Genomic DNA, 14,848 nt, shown 5'->3' on the forward strand with positions numbered 1-14,848 from the left:
CTGGCAGTTCACGAAAACGGGTTTGGACGTTGTTCCCACTCGGTCATCCATTGGACAAAAGCCTGCGGCTCCACGGCCTTGCTGAAGTAATATCCTTGGGCCTCCTCGCATTGATGAAGCTTGAGGAATTCCAGCTGCTCCAGGGTTTCCACACCTTCGGCGATGATATGCAGGTTCAGGCTCTTGCCCAGGCTGATGATGGTGCTTACCAGTTTGGCGTCGTTGCTGTCGATGCTCAGGTCACCGACGAACGACTGGTCGATCTTCAAAACATCCACTGGAAACTTCTGCAAGTAGCTCAAGCTCGAATAACCGGTGCCGAAATCGTCGATGGCCAACCGTATGCCCAGTTGCTTGATGGCCTTGAGGACGGCAACGGTGGTGTCGATGTTCTGCATCAGCACGCTTTCAGTAATCTCCAGTTCTAACTGTGTCGGGTCCAACCCGGTTTCCTTGAGGGTGCGGGCGATGCCTTCGACGAAGCCGCGTTGACGGAAGTCGATGGCCGAGATGTTCACCGACAGGTACAGCGCTCGCATGCCCTGGGCCTGCCAGCTACGGGCCTGCTGGCAGGCTTCCTGGAGCACCCATTGGCTCAGCGGTACGATCAGACCGCTGTCCTCGGCCACGGGGATGAAGTCCGAGGGATAGACCAGTCCGTGACCGGGCCGGTCCCAGCGCACCAGCGCCTCGACGCCCACTACTTTGCCGCTGCGCAGGTCCAGCTTGGGCTGGTAATGCAGCACGAATTCCTTGCGTTGCAGGGCCAGTCGCAGGCCGGACTCGATGGTCTGTTGCTGCCGGGCCCGCCGGTTCATGTCTTCGGTGAAGAAACGGTAATCGTTGGGGCCGTTTTCCTTGACGTTACGCATCGCCGTCTCGGCTTTCTTGATCAGCGCCACCGCGTCGAAACCGTCGGTCGGATACATGCTTACGCCCAGGCTGGCGGTGACGGTCAGGTCATGGCCGTCGATCGGTTGGGGGGAGCTGACGGCTGCCAGCAGTTTTTCCGCCACGCCTTTTGTTTGCTGCGGATCGATGATGTCTCCGAGCACGACCACGAACTCATCGGAACCATAACGAAACACCGAGTCGGATTCTCGAACCACCGTCGCCAATGCCCGGGCCACGCGCTTGAGCATTTCATCGCCGACCGGGTGACCCAGCGCGTTGTTGATGCGCTTGAAGCGATCCAGGCCGAGGAACATCACCGCCAGTTGTCGATCATGCCGACGGCACTGGGCCATGGCCTGCGTCAGTCGATCACCCAGCAACATGCTGTTGGGCAGTTCGGTGAGCACGTCGTACTGCAGCAGGTGGGACACCTTCAGCAGTTCCTGAACCCGCTCTTCGATTGTGCGCTCCAGGCTGCGCATTTTTCTCGCCGCGTCCTGAGCCAGTTGCCATTTCCAGGTCATGGCGCTGGCCATCTGGCGGATTTCCAGCGTGTCGAACGGTTTCTTGAGAATCAGCAACTGGTCGTCGAACTCGATGCGTTCGGACATGGTTTCCCAGGTGTAGTCCGAGAAGGCTGTGCACAAGGCGATCTGCAGTCGCGGATCGACCTTCCACAGCCGCTCGATGGTTTGCAGGCCGTCCCAGCCCGGCGGCATGCGCATATCAGCGAACACCATCGCATAGGGCTGGCCTTCGGCCTGGGCGCGCTTGACCAGTTCCAACGCTTCTTCGCCCTGATAGGCCGAGTCGATCTGAAATTGCAACCGACTGACCTGGGGGGTACCGAACAGCAGGCTCTCGGTGTCGTCCAGCGAGTCATCGCTGCCGGCACTGGGGCTGAGGATCTTGCGAAAATCCTGGTGGATCGCCGGTGTGTCGTCCACCACCAGAATTCTTCGGTTGGCAGGTACCGACATGGGGTTCATGGGTTACTCTCCGATAGCTGGCTAGCGGGGCGGGTCCAGTGATCCGTCACGGGCACGATGGTCCCGGCCTTGAGCAGTTCGGCGGCCTGGCCGCTATCGACCGCCGTGCTGAAGTAATGCCCCTGGGCCAATATCGGTGCGCCGCTGCCGCTGGACATCAGTGTGGCGCGCTGCTCATGGGTCTCGACCCCTTCGGCGATGATGCCAATGCCCACATCCCGGGCAAAGTTGATGATCGCCCGCAACGTCGTGGCGTTGTCGGGGTCGTCATTGGCACTGTCGAGCAGGCGCTGAGCGAGCTTGAGATGGTTGACCCGATAGGTCTTGAGATAATCGAACGAGGAATATTCGGTTCCGAAATCGTCGATGGCAACCTGGACGCCCAGTTCACACAGGCGTGGCAGCACGTCGTTGTGGGTCCATTTGGTCTGGGCCAGGGTGGCTTCGGTCACGTCGAAGCGCAGGTCCCAGGGGGCCAGTTCCCAGCGGGCGGTGGTGCGCAAGACATCGTAGATCAGTTCCGGCCCGGTCTTGAGTTGGGTCAGGGACAGGTCGATAGCGATTACCGGGGGCGCCATGCCTTGGTCGCGCCATTGGCGCATCTGCTGGCAGGCCTTGTCCAGGACCCAGTGACCAAGGGCAATGATAAGCCCGGTTTTTTCCGCCGCCGGCATGAACGCCGGCTGGTCCAGCCAGCCCCGTTCGGGGTGCTTCCAGCGTACCTGTACACCCATGCCCAGAATCTTCCCGGTACCCAGGTCGACTTCCGGCAGGTAATGCAATTGCAGTTCATTGTTCTCGATGGCCTGGCGCAGGTCGTTGGTGAGGGCGACCCGGTCCGTGACTTCCTGGTTGATCTCCTCGTTGTGGAAATGGTACTGGTTGCGACCTTTTTCCTTGGATCGGTACAGGGCCATGTCCGATTGCGCCATCAGGCTGTCGGCGCTCAGGCTTTGGGGGGTATACAGGGCGATGCCGATGCTCACGGAGATCCGCACGTCGTTACCGTCCAGGGAGTAGGGCGCCACGAGGGTGTCGCGGATCTTGGCCGCCAGCGCGGCGCATTGAGTCGGTTCGTGGACATCCAGTTGCAGGATCGCGAACTCGTCGCCGCCCAGGCGCGCCACCACGTCGTTTTCCCGGGTGCAGCCCTTGATGCGCGCAGCGACCTCCTGCAACAAGAGGTCGCCGATGGGATGGCCCAGGGTGTCATTGATCCGCTTGAAGTGGTCCAGGTCCAGGTAAAACATTGCGAAGGGCGCCGCCCCCCGGCGCGCAGCGGCGAACGCCTGGTGCAGGCGCTCGATCACGGTAGCGCGGTTGGCCAGTCCGGTCAGGCCGTCGGTGCGGGCCAGTTGGGCGATCTTCTCCTCAGCCAGCTTGCGTTCGGTGATGTCGAGGATGATGCCTTCCACCTCCAGTAGCAGACCGTGCTCGTTGCGCACCGGAATGTAGCGGTTCTCCACCCAACGGAACGAACCGTCGCCGGTGCGCATGCGAAACTCGATGGAGGCTCCCGCCATGTCACGGTCCAGCACGCGAATCATGGCCTCGTCGACCTTGGGCTGGTCGTCGGGGTGGATCAGCACTTGTGCCCAGTCCGGCGAATTGACCAGTTCTGCCGCAACATGACCGAACTTGGTGATGTTGTGGGAGATGTACATCAGCGGGAACGGTGGCTCGCCCCGCAGGCGATACAGGATCGTCGGGCTGTTCTGCACGATAATGTTGGCGTCCGCCAGCTCGCGGGTGCGTTCTTCCACCGCCTGTTCGAGCATGTCCATCTTCAGCGCGGCATCTTCGGTCATCTGCCATTTGACAGTCAGGGTACTGGCCATCTGGCGGATCTCGATGGCATCGAAGGGTTTTTTCAGGATGAGCAAGCGGTCGCCCAATTCGAGGCGATCGGCGATGTCTTCCCAGGAATAATCCGAATAAGCGGTGCACAGCGCCACTTGCAGCTTGGGATCGACGCGCCATAGCCGTTCGATGGTCTCCAGGCCATCCCAGCCGGGGGGCATGCGCATGTCGATAAAGGCCATGGCATAAGGCTGCCCCTGTTCCAGCGCCGTCTCTACCTTGTTCAGAGCTTCCATGCCCTGGAAGGCCGAATCGAGTTCGAAACTCTGGCTGGAGACGGCAACCGGTGCGCCGAACAGGGCCTCTTCGGCGCTGCTCAAGCCATCTTCGGGGGGCGCATTGGGACAGAGGATCTTGCGAAAATCCTCATGGATCGTCTGGGTGTCGTCGACGATCAGAATTCGCCGATTGGCTTTGTCCAGGGGCAGGCTCATGGCCGTGCACCGGGGCGATGCTGACTACGCAACCGTGGGTACATCTGATATCCCTTTCGCTGGCATGAGTATTCCGGCCTGTACTTGGCCCTTCATGGGGTACAGCATAGTCGTCTCATCGGGATGCGCTCGGTCAGTGATGGCAAATCGTGCCTAAATATTTGCAATCTACTAGCCTGTCTTTACGGAGGTGAGGTAGAACGGTTGTCGTTTAGAGGAGGGGGTAGTAATGGAAGATAAAACGCCGGACGTTCCGGTCACTAAGCCGACAGTGCTGCTGGTCGACGACGAGGAGCCGATTCTCAACAGCCTGCGTCGTTTGTTACGCAGCCAGCCCTATGAAATCCTGGTGGCCGACAGCGGGGCCAAGGCCCTGGAAATCCTCAAGGAGCGGCCAGTCGATCTGGTGATGACCGATGCGCGCATGCCCAACATGGATGGCGCCACGCTGCTGGCACAGATTCGCAAGCTGTATCCCTCGACCCTGCGCATCCTGCTCACTGGTTATGCCGATGTGGACATGATGACCAAGGCCATCAACGAGGGGCAGCTTTATCGCTACCTCAGCAAACCCTGGAACGACGAGGAACTGGTACAGGCGCTGCGCCAGGCCCTGGCCCACCAGCATTCGGAAAACGAGCGCCAGCGTCTCGAAGCGCTCAATCGCGAGCAGAATCAACAGCTCAAGACTCTCAATGCGACTCTGGAAAAACGCGTGGCATCGCGTACCGCCGAGCTGCAGCAGACCGCAGACATGCTCGATCTGGCCTATGAGGAACTCAAGCGCAGTTATGTGACCGGTACCGAGGTGTTCTCGCTGATCGCCAACCTGCGCCTGCCCAAGGCCAAGCAGACCAACCGGCAGATCATCGAGCTTATCCGGGTCTACAGCCGGCTGCATTTCCTCGACGAGTCCACCGACCGCGACTTGACCATGGCGGCGGCGCTGTACAACATCGGTAAGTTGAGCTGGACCGACAACATGATGACCACGCCGGCCGACATGCTGCACCACAGCGAGCTCGAGCTGTATCGCGGGTATCCGAAGCAGAGCGAATCGCTGCTGATGACCCTGGACCCGATGAAAGATGCGGCGCGCATCATTCTCCATCACCAGGAGCGCTGGGACGGCAGCGGTTTCCCCGATCACCTCAAGGGCGAGGCCATTCCGTTCGGGTCGCGGCTGTTGAAACTGGCAGTCGACTTCATCGAGCTGCAGCGGGGTTTGATTCTCGAACGGCAGATGAACAGCGACGAAGCGCTGGTCTATATCCGCAAATATGCCGGCAAGCTGTATGACCCGGACATGGTGGAGGACTTCATCAAGGCCTGTGGCGAATACCTGGAAGACGTGACTCTGTCCGACCCGACGGTGAAGGTCATGAACACCCGCGAACTGGCCGCAGGCATGGTCCTGGCCCGCAACCTCAACGCCGACAACGGCATGCTGCTGCTCAATGCCGGCAAGATCCTGAGCGGCCCGCTGGTGGAAAAACTCATCGCCTTCGAAGCGATGGAAGGTGCCCGGTACAGCGTGTTCGTCAAGATTCCGGAAGAGGAACAGGACCCTTCGGCGCCGAAGCCGATGTTGGGGTGAGAGCTGTTTGACAGACATTGCAGTCCCTGTGGGAGCCTTGTGGGAGCAAGGCTCCCACAAGGCTATGTGCGGGCCTTGAGGCTTTGCGCCAGCCGGTCCGGTCTGTAATCTCTCCGGCATTTTCCACCATGACGTTGGCCCTTCATGACCACTTCCCTCATCCACATCGCCGCCGCCCTGTTGATCGGGCCGGACGGTCGCACCCTGCTGGTGCGCAAGCGCGGCACCCGGGCTTTCATGCAACCGGGTGGCAAGATCGAGCCCCATGAACAACCGGTGCAGGCCCTGGCCCGTGAACTGGACGAAGAACTCGGGCTGCTGATCGATCCGGCCCAGGCCCGCTATCTGGGCGCATTCAGCGCGCCGGCCGCCAACGAGCCGGGTTTTATCGTGCAGGCTGAAGTGTTTCTGCTGAACATCGACGTCTCGGTTTCTCCCGCCGCTGAAATTGAAGAAGTCCGCTGGATCGACCCGACCGGTGACGGCGGTCTTTTCCTGGCGCCGTTGACAGGTGAGGTGATCCTGCCGTTCTATCGAGCCACCTGCCTCGATTCAAGGCTCAAGGACTGTTGCCCATGATTCCATTGCCGGACCTGTTGATTTTCGCCGCCGCCGCGTTGTTGATGGTGCTCACGCCCGGCCCGAACATGATCTATCTGATCTCCCGTTCGATCTGCCAGGGCCGCAAGGCCGGCGTTACCTCCCTGCTGGGCGTGGTGGCGGGGTTCTTCGTGCATATGTTCGCCGCCGCCGCGGGGTTGACGGCGGTGTTCCTGGCGGTGCCCATGGCCTATGAAATCCTCAAGTGGGCCGGTGCACTGTACCTGTTGTGGCTGGCGTGGCAAGCGGTGAAACCGGGTGCGCGCTCGCCGTTCCAGGCCCAACAGTTGCCCGCGGACTCGACACGCAAGTTGATCACCATGGGCTTTCTCACCAGCGCCTTGAACCCGAAGATCGCGGTGTTCTACCTGTCGGTGTTCCCGCAGTTCATCAGCCCGGAGCACGGCTCGTTGTTCACCCAGAGCGTCATCCTGGGGCTGACCCAGATCAGCGTCAGTTTCAGCGTCAACCTGCTGATTGCCCTGTTTGCCGCCGGCATCGCTTCGTGGTTCGTGCATAACCCCACCTGGCTGGCGGCCCAGCGCTATTTCATGGGGTTGGTGCTCGGTGGGCTGGCGTTGCGGATGATGCTTGAGCAACGGCGGGCCGCGTGAATATCCGACGGCTGCGCGCTGGCGATGTGCAGGCCTATCGTGAGTTGATGCTGCAGGCGTATGAGCATCATCCGCAGGCCTTCACGTCCAGCGTCAGGGAGCGTGCGGTCATGCCCATGAACTGGTGGGAATCTCGCCTGACCAGCCGTCTCGACGTGGTATTGGGCGCATTCGAGGCGAATCAACTGGCGGGTATCGTCGGCCTGGCCCTGGATCCTCGGGAAAAGGCCCGGCACAAGGCGACCCTGTTCGGCATGTATGTCGTCGATGCCCATCGTCACCGTGGGCTTGGCCAGCAACTGCTGGAGGCCGCGCTGGCCGAGGCCCGGCGCCATGCCTTCCTGCGATTGGTGCAACTGACCGTCACCGCCGGCAACGACCCGGCCATCAGGCTCTACCAGCGCTGTGGTTTCGCACTCTACGGCCTGGAGCCCCAGGCGATTCGCGTGGGGGATGAGTACTTCGACAAGGTCCTTATGTGGCGCGAGCTTTAATCCTTGCGCCGTACTCTGTGGGAGCGGGCTTGCTCGCGAAGGCGGTGGGTCAGATATTTATATCATTGACACTCCCTCTTCGCGAGCAAGCCCGCTCCCACGGTCTTACCGAACCGCACTGACCCCATCCAGCGTCGAGAACGACGTGTCCTTGGCCGTGAGCAGGAAATCGCGCATATACGGCGCGTCGAGCATGTCGGTCCGCACCGCCGCGTACAGTGTGGCGAATAACCCTTTTTCTCCCAGTCGCTTGGCTTTCACATAACCACGCGAGCTGTATTCATGCAGAGCCCAGTGGGGCATGCCACAGACGCCACGACCGCTGGCCACCAACTGCATCATCATGACCGTCAGCTCGGACGTGCGGACCTGGGCCGGTTCGATGTCGGCCGGTTCCAGGAAGCGGGTGAAGATGTCCAATCGATCCCGTTCCACCGGATAGGTGATCAAGGTTTCGCTGACCAGGTCTTCGGGGACGATGTACGGTTTGCCCGCCAGCCGATGCTGGTTGGCGACGGCGAGCATGGCTTCGTAAGTGAACAGCGGCACGTAAGTGATGCCCGTCAGGTCCAGTGGATCGGATGTCACCACCAGGTCCAGGTCGCCACGGGCCAGGGCCGGCAACGGGGCGAAGGCGAAACCCGACGCCAGGTCCAGTTCGACTTCCGGCCACGCATCGCGAAACTGATCGATGGTGGGCATCAGCCATTGGAAGCAACTGTGGCACTCGATCGCCATGTGCAAGCGCCCGGCGGTGCCGCCGGCCAGCCGTGCAATGTCACGCTCGGCGCTGCGCAGCAACGGCAAGGTGGCGTCGGCCAGTTGTAGCAGGCGCAGGCCGGCGCTGGTGAACCGAACTGGCTTGGTCTTGCGCACGAACAACGGCATACCCAGGCGTTCTTCCAGTTCCTTGAACTGGTGAGAAAGTGCGGACTGGGTCAGGTGCAGCCGTTCGGCGGCTTCGACCAGGCTGTCGGCTTCGCGCAGGGCGTGCAGGGTCTTGAGGTGACGGAGTTCAAGCACCGGAGTCTCCATGAGCAAAACTTGTGATCAACACGAAAACGTTGAGTTTGTCTCATGTGGTGCAGGCTGTCGACAATGGCGTCATCTTTTACAGGAGGACGCATACCATGGCCCTGGCCCACACCCTCGGTTTTCCTCGCATCGGCGCCGATCGCGAACTGAAAAAAGCCCTCGAAGCCTATTGGAAGGGCGATCTGTCGGCGGCCGCGTTACAAGCGGTGGGCCGCGAGCTGCGGGCCCGACACTGGCAATTGCAGAAAGACGCCGGCATCGACCTGCTGCCGGTGGGGGATTTCGCCTGGTACGACCAGGTGCTCAGCCATACGCTGGCCCTGGGTGCCGTCCCTGAGCGCTTTCGCAATACATTGAATGCCCAGGGCCAACCGACCCTTGAAACCCTGTTCGCCATGGCCCGTGGCGCCACGGTCGCCTGCTGCAACGCCGATCACGGCCAGGCCCGGCATGCCCAGGAACTGACCAAGTGGTTCGACACTAACTACCACTACCTGGTCCCGGAGTTTTCCGTCGGTCAGACCTTTGCCCTGAGTTGGGAGCAGTTGTTTGAGGAAGTGGATGAGGCCCATGCCTTGGGGCATCAGGTCAAACCGGTGATCATCGGTCCGTTGACGTACTTGTGGCTGGGCAAGGCCAAGGGGCAGGAATTCGACAAACTCGATCTGTTGGAGCGCCTGTTGCCGGTCTATGGCGAAATCCTCAATCGCCTGAAGGCCCAGGGCGTGGAGTGGGTGCAGATCGACGAGCCGATCCTCACCCTCGATCTGCCCCAGGCCTGGAAAAACGCCTTCGAGCGGGCTTATCACATCCTCCAGTATTCGCCGCTGAAAAAACTCGTGGCGACCTACTTCAGCGGCCTGCAAGACAACCTCGGTCTGGCTGTGAGCCTGCCGGTGGACGGTTTGCACATCGACGCCGTGCGTGCCCCGGAGCAACTGGGCCAAGTGCTGGATCGGCTGCCGACCTACAAGATCCTGTCGGTGGGCCTGGTCAATGGCCGCAACGTCTGGCGTTGCGAACTGGAACAGGCGCTGGCGCAGTTGCAGCCGGTCCAGGAACGCTTTGGCGATAATCTTTGGGTCAGCACGTCTTGCTCGCTGTTGCACAGCCCGGTGGATCTGGAACGTGAAGACCGCCTCGACCCCGAACTCAAGAGTTGGCTGGCCTTTGCCGTGCAGAAGTGCGGTGAAGTGGCGGTGCTGCGCGATGCGTTGAACGACCCGCAGGCCCCCGGCGTGCGCCGGGTTCTGGCTGAAAGTCGCGACGTGCGAGCCCGTCGTGCCGATTCGACGCGTATTCACAAACCCGAAGTCCAGGCCCGTCTCGAGGCAATCGGCCCCCAGGACACCCAGCGACGCTCGCCGTTTGCCCAACGCATCGAACAGCAGCGTGCGCGGCTGAAACTGCCGGCCTTTCCTACCACCACCATCGGCTCCTTCCCACAGACACCGGCCATTCGCCTGGCGCGTCAGGCCTACAAGCAGGGCAAGCTGTCGGCCAATGACTACCAGGACGCCATGCACACCGAGATTCGCCACGCCGTGCAGATCCAGGAACGCCTGGGCCTGGATGTGCTGGTCCATGGCGAAGCCGAGCGCAATGACATGGTGGAATACTTCGCCGAGCAATTGGACGGCTACGCCTTCACCCGTTTCGGTTGGGTCCAGAGCTATGGCTCGCGTTGTGTGAAGCCGGCGATCATCTATGGCGACATCAGTCGGCCGAAAGCCATGACCGTCGACTGGATCCGCTACGCCCAAAGCCAGACCGACAAGGTCATGAAGGGCATGCTCACCGGTCCCGTGACCATGCTGATGTGGTCGTTCCCTCGGGAAGACGTGCCGCGGCGGGTCCAGGCGCTGCAACTGGCCCTGGCCCTGCGCGACGAGGTGCTGGACCTGGAGGCCGCTGGAATCGGCATCGTGCAGATCGACGAGGCTGCATTCCGCGAAGGGTTGCCGCTGCGTCGCGGGCAATGGCAGGACTACCTCGACTGGGCGGTGCAAGCCTTCCGCCTGAGCGCATCGGGGGTGCGCGACGAAACCCAGATCCACACCCATATGTGCTACAGCGAGTTCAATGACGTGATCCAGGCCATCGCCGACATGGACGCCGATGTCATCACCCTCGAAACCTCCCGTTCGGACATGGAACTGCTCGATGCCTTCGAGGCGTTCGACTACCCCAACGACATCGGCCCGGGCGTCTACGACATCCACTCGCCACGGGTACCGGACACGGCCGAGATGGTTGCGTTGATGAGCAAGGCGGTGAAACGGATTCCTGCCGAACAGTTGTGGGTCAACCCCGACTGTGGATTGAAGACCCGTGGCTGGCCGGAAACCGAGGCGGCGCTGGTGAACATGGTGGCGGCGGCAAGGCAGTTGCGGGCTCAACTGGCCTGAGCCCGCCTCTAAGCGGGCTTCAGCTGGAATTGGATTGCATCTGTGGGAGCAAGCTTTGCTCCTACAGCCGTCCCCTTCGGGAAACCACTCGGCAATCTTCATCAAACTGTCACGCAACTGTGGCAGCGCGCTTGAGCGAATTTCATCAGACTCGCGCTCTACTGGGGTTCTGCGTTTTGGTGTTTCTTCATGCGTGTGTTCATTTTCCTGGCCGTCTTGATGTTCGGCCTGCCGTCCTTGGCGGCGTCTCGTTGTGATGTGAATGTCGCGACCCAACGGGTCGATCTGGATCAGGTGAGCCTGGCGTACCAGAGCATCGGACGTGCTTCCGATCCGGCGTTGTTGCTGGTGATGGGCTTGGGGGGGCAATTGATTCATTGGCCCGATGAGGTGGTGGTTGCCCTGTGCGAGCAAGGTTTCCGGGTGATTCGCTACGACAATCGGGACGTAGGCTTGTCCACCTGGCGCCAGGCGCCCGGCAGCGCCAACCTGACCTTCGAAGCCTTGCGCTACAAGTTGGGGCTGCCCGTGGCGGCGCCTTATACCTTGACCGACATGGCCGACGATGGACTGGAACTGATGGACGCGTTGCAGGTGCAACGCTTTCATGTGCTGGGGGCGAGCATGGGCGGCATGATTGCCCAACACATGGCGGCCATGGCGCCGCGGCGGGTCGAAAGCCTGACCCTGATCATGACCAGCTCCAGTGCCCAAGGCTTGCCGGCGCCCAGCGAGGCGCTGGTGCAATTGCTGTCCCGTCGCAGCGCGCCGAATCGTGAAATGGCCCTGGAGCAGCAGGCCGATCTGTTGGCCGCCCTGGGCAGCCCCATGGTCATCGACGATCGCCAGGCGCTACTGCATCAGGCCGCCGTGGCCTATGACCGGGCTTTCAATCCAGAGGGCGTGAAGCGGCAGATCATGGCGATCATGGCGGAGCCGAGCCGCGTGGCGTTGCTCAACCAACTGCAAGTGCCGACCCTCGTGGTCCATGGCACCGCCGACCCTTTATTACCGGTCATGCACGGCGTGCATCTGGCGGCGCATATCCGGGGCAGCCGGTTGAAACTGATACCGGGTCTGGCCCATCGCTTCCAGGAAGCGTTCAAGGAACCATTGTTGGGGGCGGTGTTGCCCTATTTGCGCGAGCATCGCGAAGACACGTCGCACTGGGCGCAGGTCGAGCCGGCGCAAGTGCCTAATCTGCTCTAGCTCACATCGATGGCGAGGTGATTGGTGGGAGCAAAGCTTGCTCGAGATGCAGACGATTCAGAGGCTTGCATGTGGCAGCTACCGCATATGGGCCTGCGCCACCAGCCACTCGATGAGTTCCCGCAACGGGCTTGTGATCGGGGCGTTATGAGGATAGACGAGGTGATAGCCCATCCCGGTCCGAACCTTCAGTTCGAACGGCATCACCAGCCGTCCGGCGTTCAGGTCTTCGCCGATCAGCGACCAGTCGCCAATCGCCACGCCCATGCCCTGGGACGCCATGGACATCGCCAGGTCCAGGGTTTCGAAGTGCTGGCCCTTGCCGATGTTCGTCAGTTTTACTTGGGCAGCGTCCAGCCAGGTAGTCCAGTCACGCTCATCCGTCGTGGGGTGCAGCAGCAGGTGCTGTTGCAGGTCGGCGGCTGAGCACAGCGGCACAGGGCCTTCCAGATAAGGACGGGAGCAGACGGGCGTCAGTTGTTCATCGAACAGATGCACCGACCCCAGGGACACAGCCGGCGGCGGCCCATAGACCACCGCGGCGTCGAAGGCTTCGCGTTGGAAGTCGACGCCATGCTTGATCGTGGTGGTCAGCGCCACGGGCACATCCGGCCGTTCCTTCTGCCATTGCACCAGGCACGGCAGCAACCAGCGCAGCACACAGGTCGGGGCCTTGAGTTGCAGCACCTGACGTTCCTCGCCGATCTGTTCCACCGCCTCGTCGATCAAACCGAACACCTGCTGGACCCGTGGCAGCCATGCCTGGCCCTCGGCCGTCAGGCTCAAGCCCCGTGCGTGGCGCTGGAACAGCGTATAGCCCAGATGAGCCTCCAGCCCGGCAATTTGCCGGCTTACCGCGCCCTGGGTGATGTGCAAATGTTCAGCCGCCCGAGTGAAATTGCAGCACTGGGCCGTAATCAGGAAGGTATGCAGCGCCGGCAGTGGGGGAAGGCGTTTCATTGTGCGGTCGAGCCATGACGTGAAGACATGGCAAGTATGACTTTTTATCGATTGTTGCGGCTATGGCCTGCCCGTTCCAATAAAGCCGATCCGAGGCAGGGGAAGGCAATCACAATGGCAACGTGCGGCGAAGTGTTGGTCAAGTTACTTGAAGGTTATGGCGTCGAGCAGGTATTCGGCATTCCCGGCGTGCACACGGTCGAGTTGTACCGCGGGCTGGCCCGCTCCAGCATCCATCACGTGACACCGCGCCATGAGCAGGGCGCCGGTTTCATGGCCGACGGATACGCCCGGGTCAGCGGCAAGCCGGGTGTGTGTTTCATTATCACCGGTCCTGGCATGACCAATATTGCCACCGCGATGGGCCAGGCCTATGCCGATTCGATCCCGATGCTGGTGATCTCCAGTGTTCAATCCCGCAGTCAATTGGGCGGCGGTCGGGGCAAGTTGCATGAATTGCCGAACCAGAGCGCACTGGTGGGGGGCGTTGCGGCTTTTTCCCACACCCTGATGTCTGCCACCGAGCTGCCGGTTGTGTTGGCCAGGGCGTTCGCCTTGTTCCAGGCCGGACGGCCGCGGCCGGTGCATATCGAGATTCCGCTCGACGTGCTGGTCGAAGAGGCAGATGCCTTGCTTGCCAGTGCGCCGGTGACTGTCAGTCGTGCCGGCGCCGCGCCGGCTGCCGTCGCATCCATGGCTAACCTGCTGGCAAGCGCCCGGCGTCCGTTGATCCTGGCCGGTGGCGGCGCCATCGACGCGGCGGCTGAACTGACCCGACTGGCCGAGCATCTGGGCGCACCGGTGGCCCTGACCATCAACGCCAAGGGCCTGTTGCCATCCCGTCATCCGCTATTGATCGGCTCTACCCAAAGCCTGGTCGCCACCCGTGCGCTGGTGGCCGAGGCCGATGTGGTGCTGGCCATCGGCACCGAGCTGGCCGAGACCGACTATGACGTCACCTTCGCCGGTGGCTTCGAGATTCCCGGTGCGCTGCTGCGCATCGACATCGACCCGGACCAGACCGTGCGCAATTATCCGCCTCACTTGGCGCTGGTGGCAGATTCCCGCGCCGCCGCCCAGGCCTTGTTGGCCGAGCTGAACCGCCTGTCATTGCCGGTGCGCCAAGGCGATTGGGGAAGCACTCGCGTGGCGCGATTGCGCACCGGGCTCGAACGGGATTGGGATGCTCCGACCCGTGCCCAGACCCTGTTGCTCGACACCGTTCTACAAACGCTGCCCGACGCCGTATTCGTCGGAGATTCCACCCAACCGGTGTACACCGGCAACCTGACTTTCAACCTTGAGCGGCCCCGCCGCTGGTTCAATGCGTCAACCGGCTACGGCACCCTGGGCTACGCGTTGCCGGCCGCCATCGGTGCCTGGCTCGGCGGCACGGACCAGGGCCAGGGGCGTCCCCCAGTCGTGTGCCTGATCGGCGACGGCGGCCTGCAATTCACCCTGCCGGAACTGGCCAGTGCCGTGGAGGCACGCACGCCGGTGATTGTGCTGCTCTGGAATAACCAGGGCTACGAAGAAATCAGGAAGTACATGGTCAACCGCGCCATCGAACCGGTCGGTGTAGACATCTACACCCCGGATTTCATCGGCGTGGCGAAGGCCCTGGGATGTGCGGCCCAAGCCGTTGACGACGCGGAGCACCTGCGCGTTGCCCTACTTGCCGCCAGCGACCGCCAGGGGCCGACCTTGATTGAAATCGATCAGGGGAGATGGATGGCGGCGATCCGACGATGAGG

The 14,848-nt window shown here is 61.8% G+C and carries 11 protein-coding genes; 7 read left to right on the forward strand and 4 right to left on the reverse strand.

The genetic code is table 11. The features are described 5' to 3' along the window. Positions 1-8 precede the first annotated feature (8 nt). On the reverse strand, positions 9-1,883 hold the full coding sequence (locus tag AD666_RS01450; RefSeq protein ID WP_053146830.1) for a GGDEF and EAL domain-containing protein: 1,875 nt from the start codon (positions 1,881-1,883) through the stop codon (positions 9-11). Next, a complete protein-coding gene (locus AD666_RS01455) occupies positions 1,880-4,177 on the reverse strand; it encodes an EAL domain-containing protein (RefSeq protein ID WP_053146832.1) in 2,298 nt (765 codons plus the stop codon). Before AD666_RS01455 ends, AD666_RS01450 begins: the two co-directional genes overlap by 4 nt. 229 nt (positions 4,178-4,406) lie before the next feature. On the opposite strand from AD666_RS01455, the gene AD666_RS01460 reads away from it, so the two are divergent. The 4 genes from AD666_RS01460 to AD666_RS01475 all read left to right on the forward strand — a co-directional run bounded on the left by AD666_RS01460 (position 4,407) and on the right by AD666_RS01475 (position 7,482). Further along, complete coding sequence (locus AD666_RS01460; RefSeq protein WP_053146835.1) at positions 4,407-5,774, forward strand: HD domain-containing phosphohydrolase; 1,368 nt, start codon at positions 4,407-4,409, stop codon at positions 5,772-5,774. Positions 5,775-5,918: 144 nt separating this feature from the next. Then, positions 5,919-6,353 carry an NUDIX domain-containing protein gene (locus AD666_RS01465; protein WP_053146837.1) on the forward strand — a complete coding sequence of 145 codons (435 nt, stop codon included), beginning with the start codon at positions 5,919-5,921 and terminating at the stop codon, positions 6,351-6,353. Continuing rightward, complete coding sequence (locus tag AD666_RS01470) at positions 6,350-6,988, forward strand: LysE family translocator (RefSeq protein WP_053146840.1); 639 nt, start codon at positions 6,350-6,352, stop codon at positions 6,986-6,988. The genes AD666_RS01465 and AD666_RS01470 overlap by 4 nt, the downstream gene beginning before the upstream one ends. Beyond that, positions 6,985-7,482, forward strand: a complete 498-nt coding sequence (locus AD666_RS01475; protein ID WP_053146842.1) for a GNAT family N-acetyltransferase — start codon at positions 6,985-6,987, stop codon at positions 7,480-7,482. Before AD666_RS01470 ends, AD666_RS01475 begins: the two co-directional genes overlap by 4 nt. Positions 7,483-7,587: 105 nt before the next feature. Here AD666_RS01475 and metR read toward each other — a convergent pair whose 3' ends face one another. Then, the gene (gene metR / locus AD666_RS01480) at positions 7,588-8,505 is read right to left on the reverse strand and encodes a transcriptional regulator MetR (RefSeq protein ID WP_053146844.1); all 918 of its coding nucleotides are present in this window, start codon (positions 8,503-8,505) and stop codon (positions 7,588-7,590) included. A gap of 107 nt (positions 8,506-8,612) precedes the next feature. On the opposite strand from metR, the gene metE reads away from it, so the two are divergent. Further along, positions 8,613-10,925 (forward strand): 5-methyltetrahydropteroyltriglutamate--homocysteine S-methyltransferase, encoded by a 2,313-nt coding sequence (metE, locus tag AD666_RS01485; RefSeq protein WP_053146846.1) that lies wholly within the window; start codon positions 8,613-8,615, stop codon positions 10,923-10,925. Between the two features lie 189 nt (positions 10,926-11,114). Continuing rightward, complete coding sequence (locus AD666_RS01490; protein WP_053146848.1) at positions 11,115-12,134, forward strand: alpha/beta fold hydrolase; 1,020 nt, start codon at positions 11,115-11,117, stop codon at positions 12,132-12,134. 78 nt (positions 12,135-12,212) lie between these two features. Here AD666_RS01490 and AD666_RS01495 read toward each other — a convergent pair whose 3' ends face one another. Beyond that, complete coding sequence (locus AD666_RS01495; RefSeq protein ID WP_053146849.1) at positions 12,213-13,094, reverse strand: LysR substrate-binding domain-containing protein; 882 nt, start codon at positions 13,092-13,094, stop codon at positions 12,213-12,215. A gap of 114 nt (positions 13,095-13,208) precedes the next feature. Here AD666_RS01495 and AD666_RS01500 point away from each other — a divergent pair, with 114 nt between their 5' ends. After that, complete coding sequence (locus tag AD666_RS01500) at positions 13,209-14,846, forward strand: 5-guanidino-2-oxopentanoate decarboxylase (protein ID WP_053146851.1); 1,638 nt, start codon at positions 13,209-13,211, stop codon at positions 14,844-14,846. The last annotated feature ends 2 nt before the right edge of the window (positions 14,847-14,848 follow it).

Origin of the sequence: Pseudomonas sp. Pf153, from assembly GCF_001269775.1 — a bacterium.
GTDB lineage: Bacteria > Pseudomonadota > Gammaproteobacteria > Pseudomonadales > Pseudomonadaceae > Aquipseudomonas > Aquipseudomonas uvaldensis.

Coding starts and splice junctions, on each gene's coding strand:
- AD666_RS01500 (WP_053146851.1), top strand. CDS start 13,209: ATGGCAACGTGCGGCGAAGTGTTGGTCAAGTTACTTGAAGGTTATGGC.
- metE (WP_053146846.1), top strand. CDS start 8,613: ATGGCCCTGGCCCACACCCTCGGTTTTCCTCGCATCGGCGCCGATCGC.
- AD666_RS01490 (WP_053146848.1), top strand. CDS start 11,115: ATGCGTGTGTTCATTTTCCTGGCCGTCTTGATGTTCGGCCTGCCGTCC.
- AD666_RS01465 (WP_053146837.1), top strand. CDS start 5,919: ATGACCACTTCCCTCATCCACATCGCCGCCGCCCTGTTGATCGGGCCG.
- AD666_RS01495 (WP_053146849.1), bottom strand. CDS start 13,094: ATGAAACGCCTTCCCCCACTGCCGGCGCTGCATACCTTCCTGATTACG.
- AD666_RS01460 (WP_053146835.1), top strand. CDS start 4,407: ATGGAAGATAAAACGCCGGACGTTCCGGTCACTAAGCCGACAGTGCTG.
- AD666_RS01450 (WP_053146830.1), bottom strand. CDS start 1,883: ATGAACCCCATGTCGGTACCTGCCAACCGAAGAATTCTGGTGGTGGAC.
- AD666_RS01470 (WP_053146840.1), top strand. CDS start 6,350: ATGATTCCATTGCCGGACCTGTTGATTTTCGCCGCCGCCGCGTTGTTG.
- AD666_RS01455 (WP_053146832.1), bottom strand. CDS start 4,177: ATGAGCCTGCCCCTGGACAAAGCCAATCGGCGAATTCTGATCGTCGAC.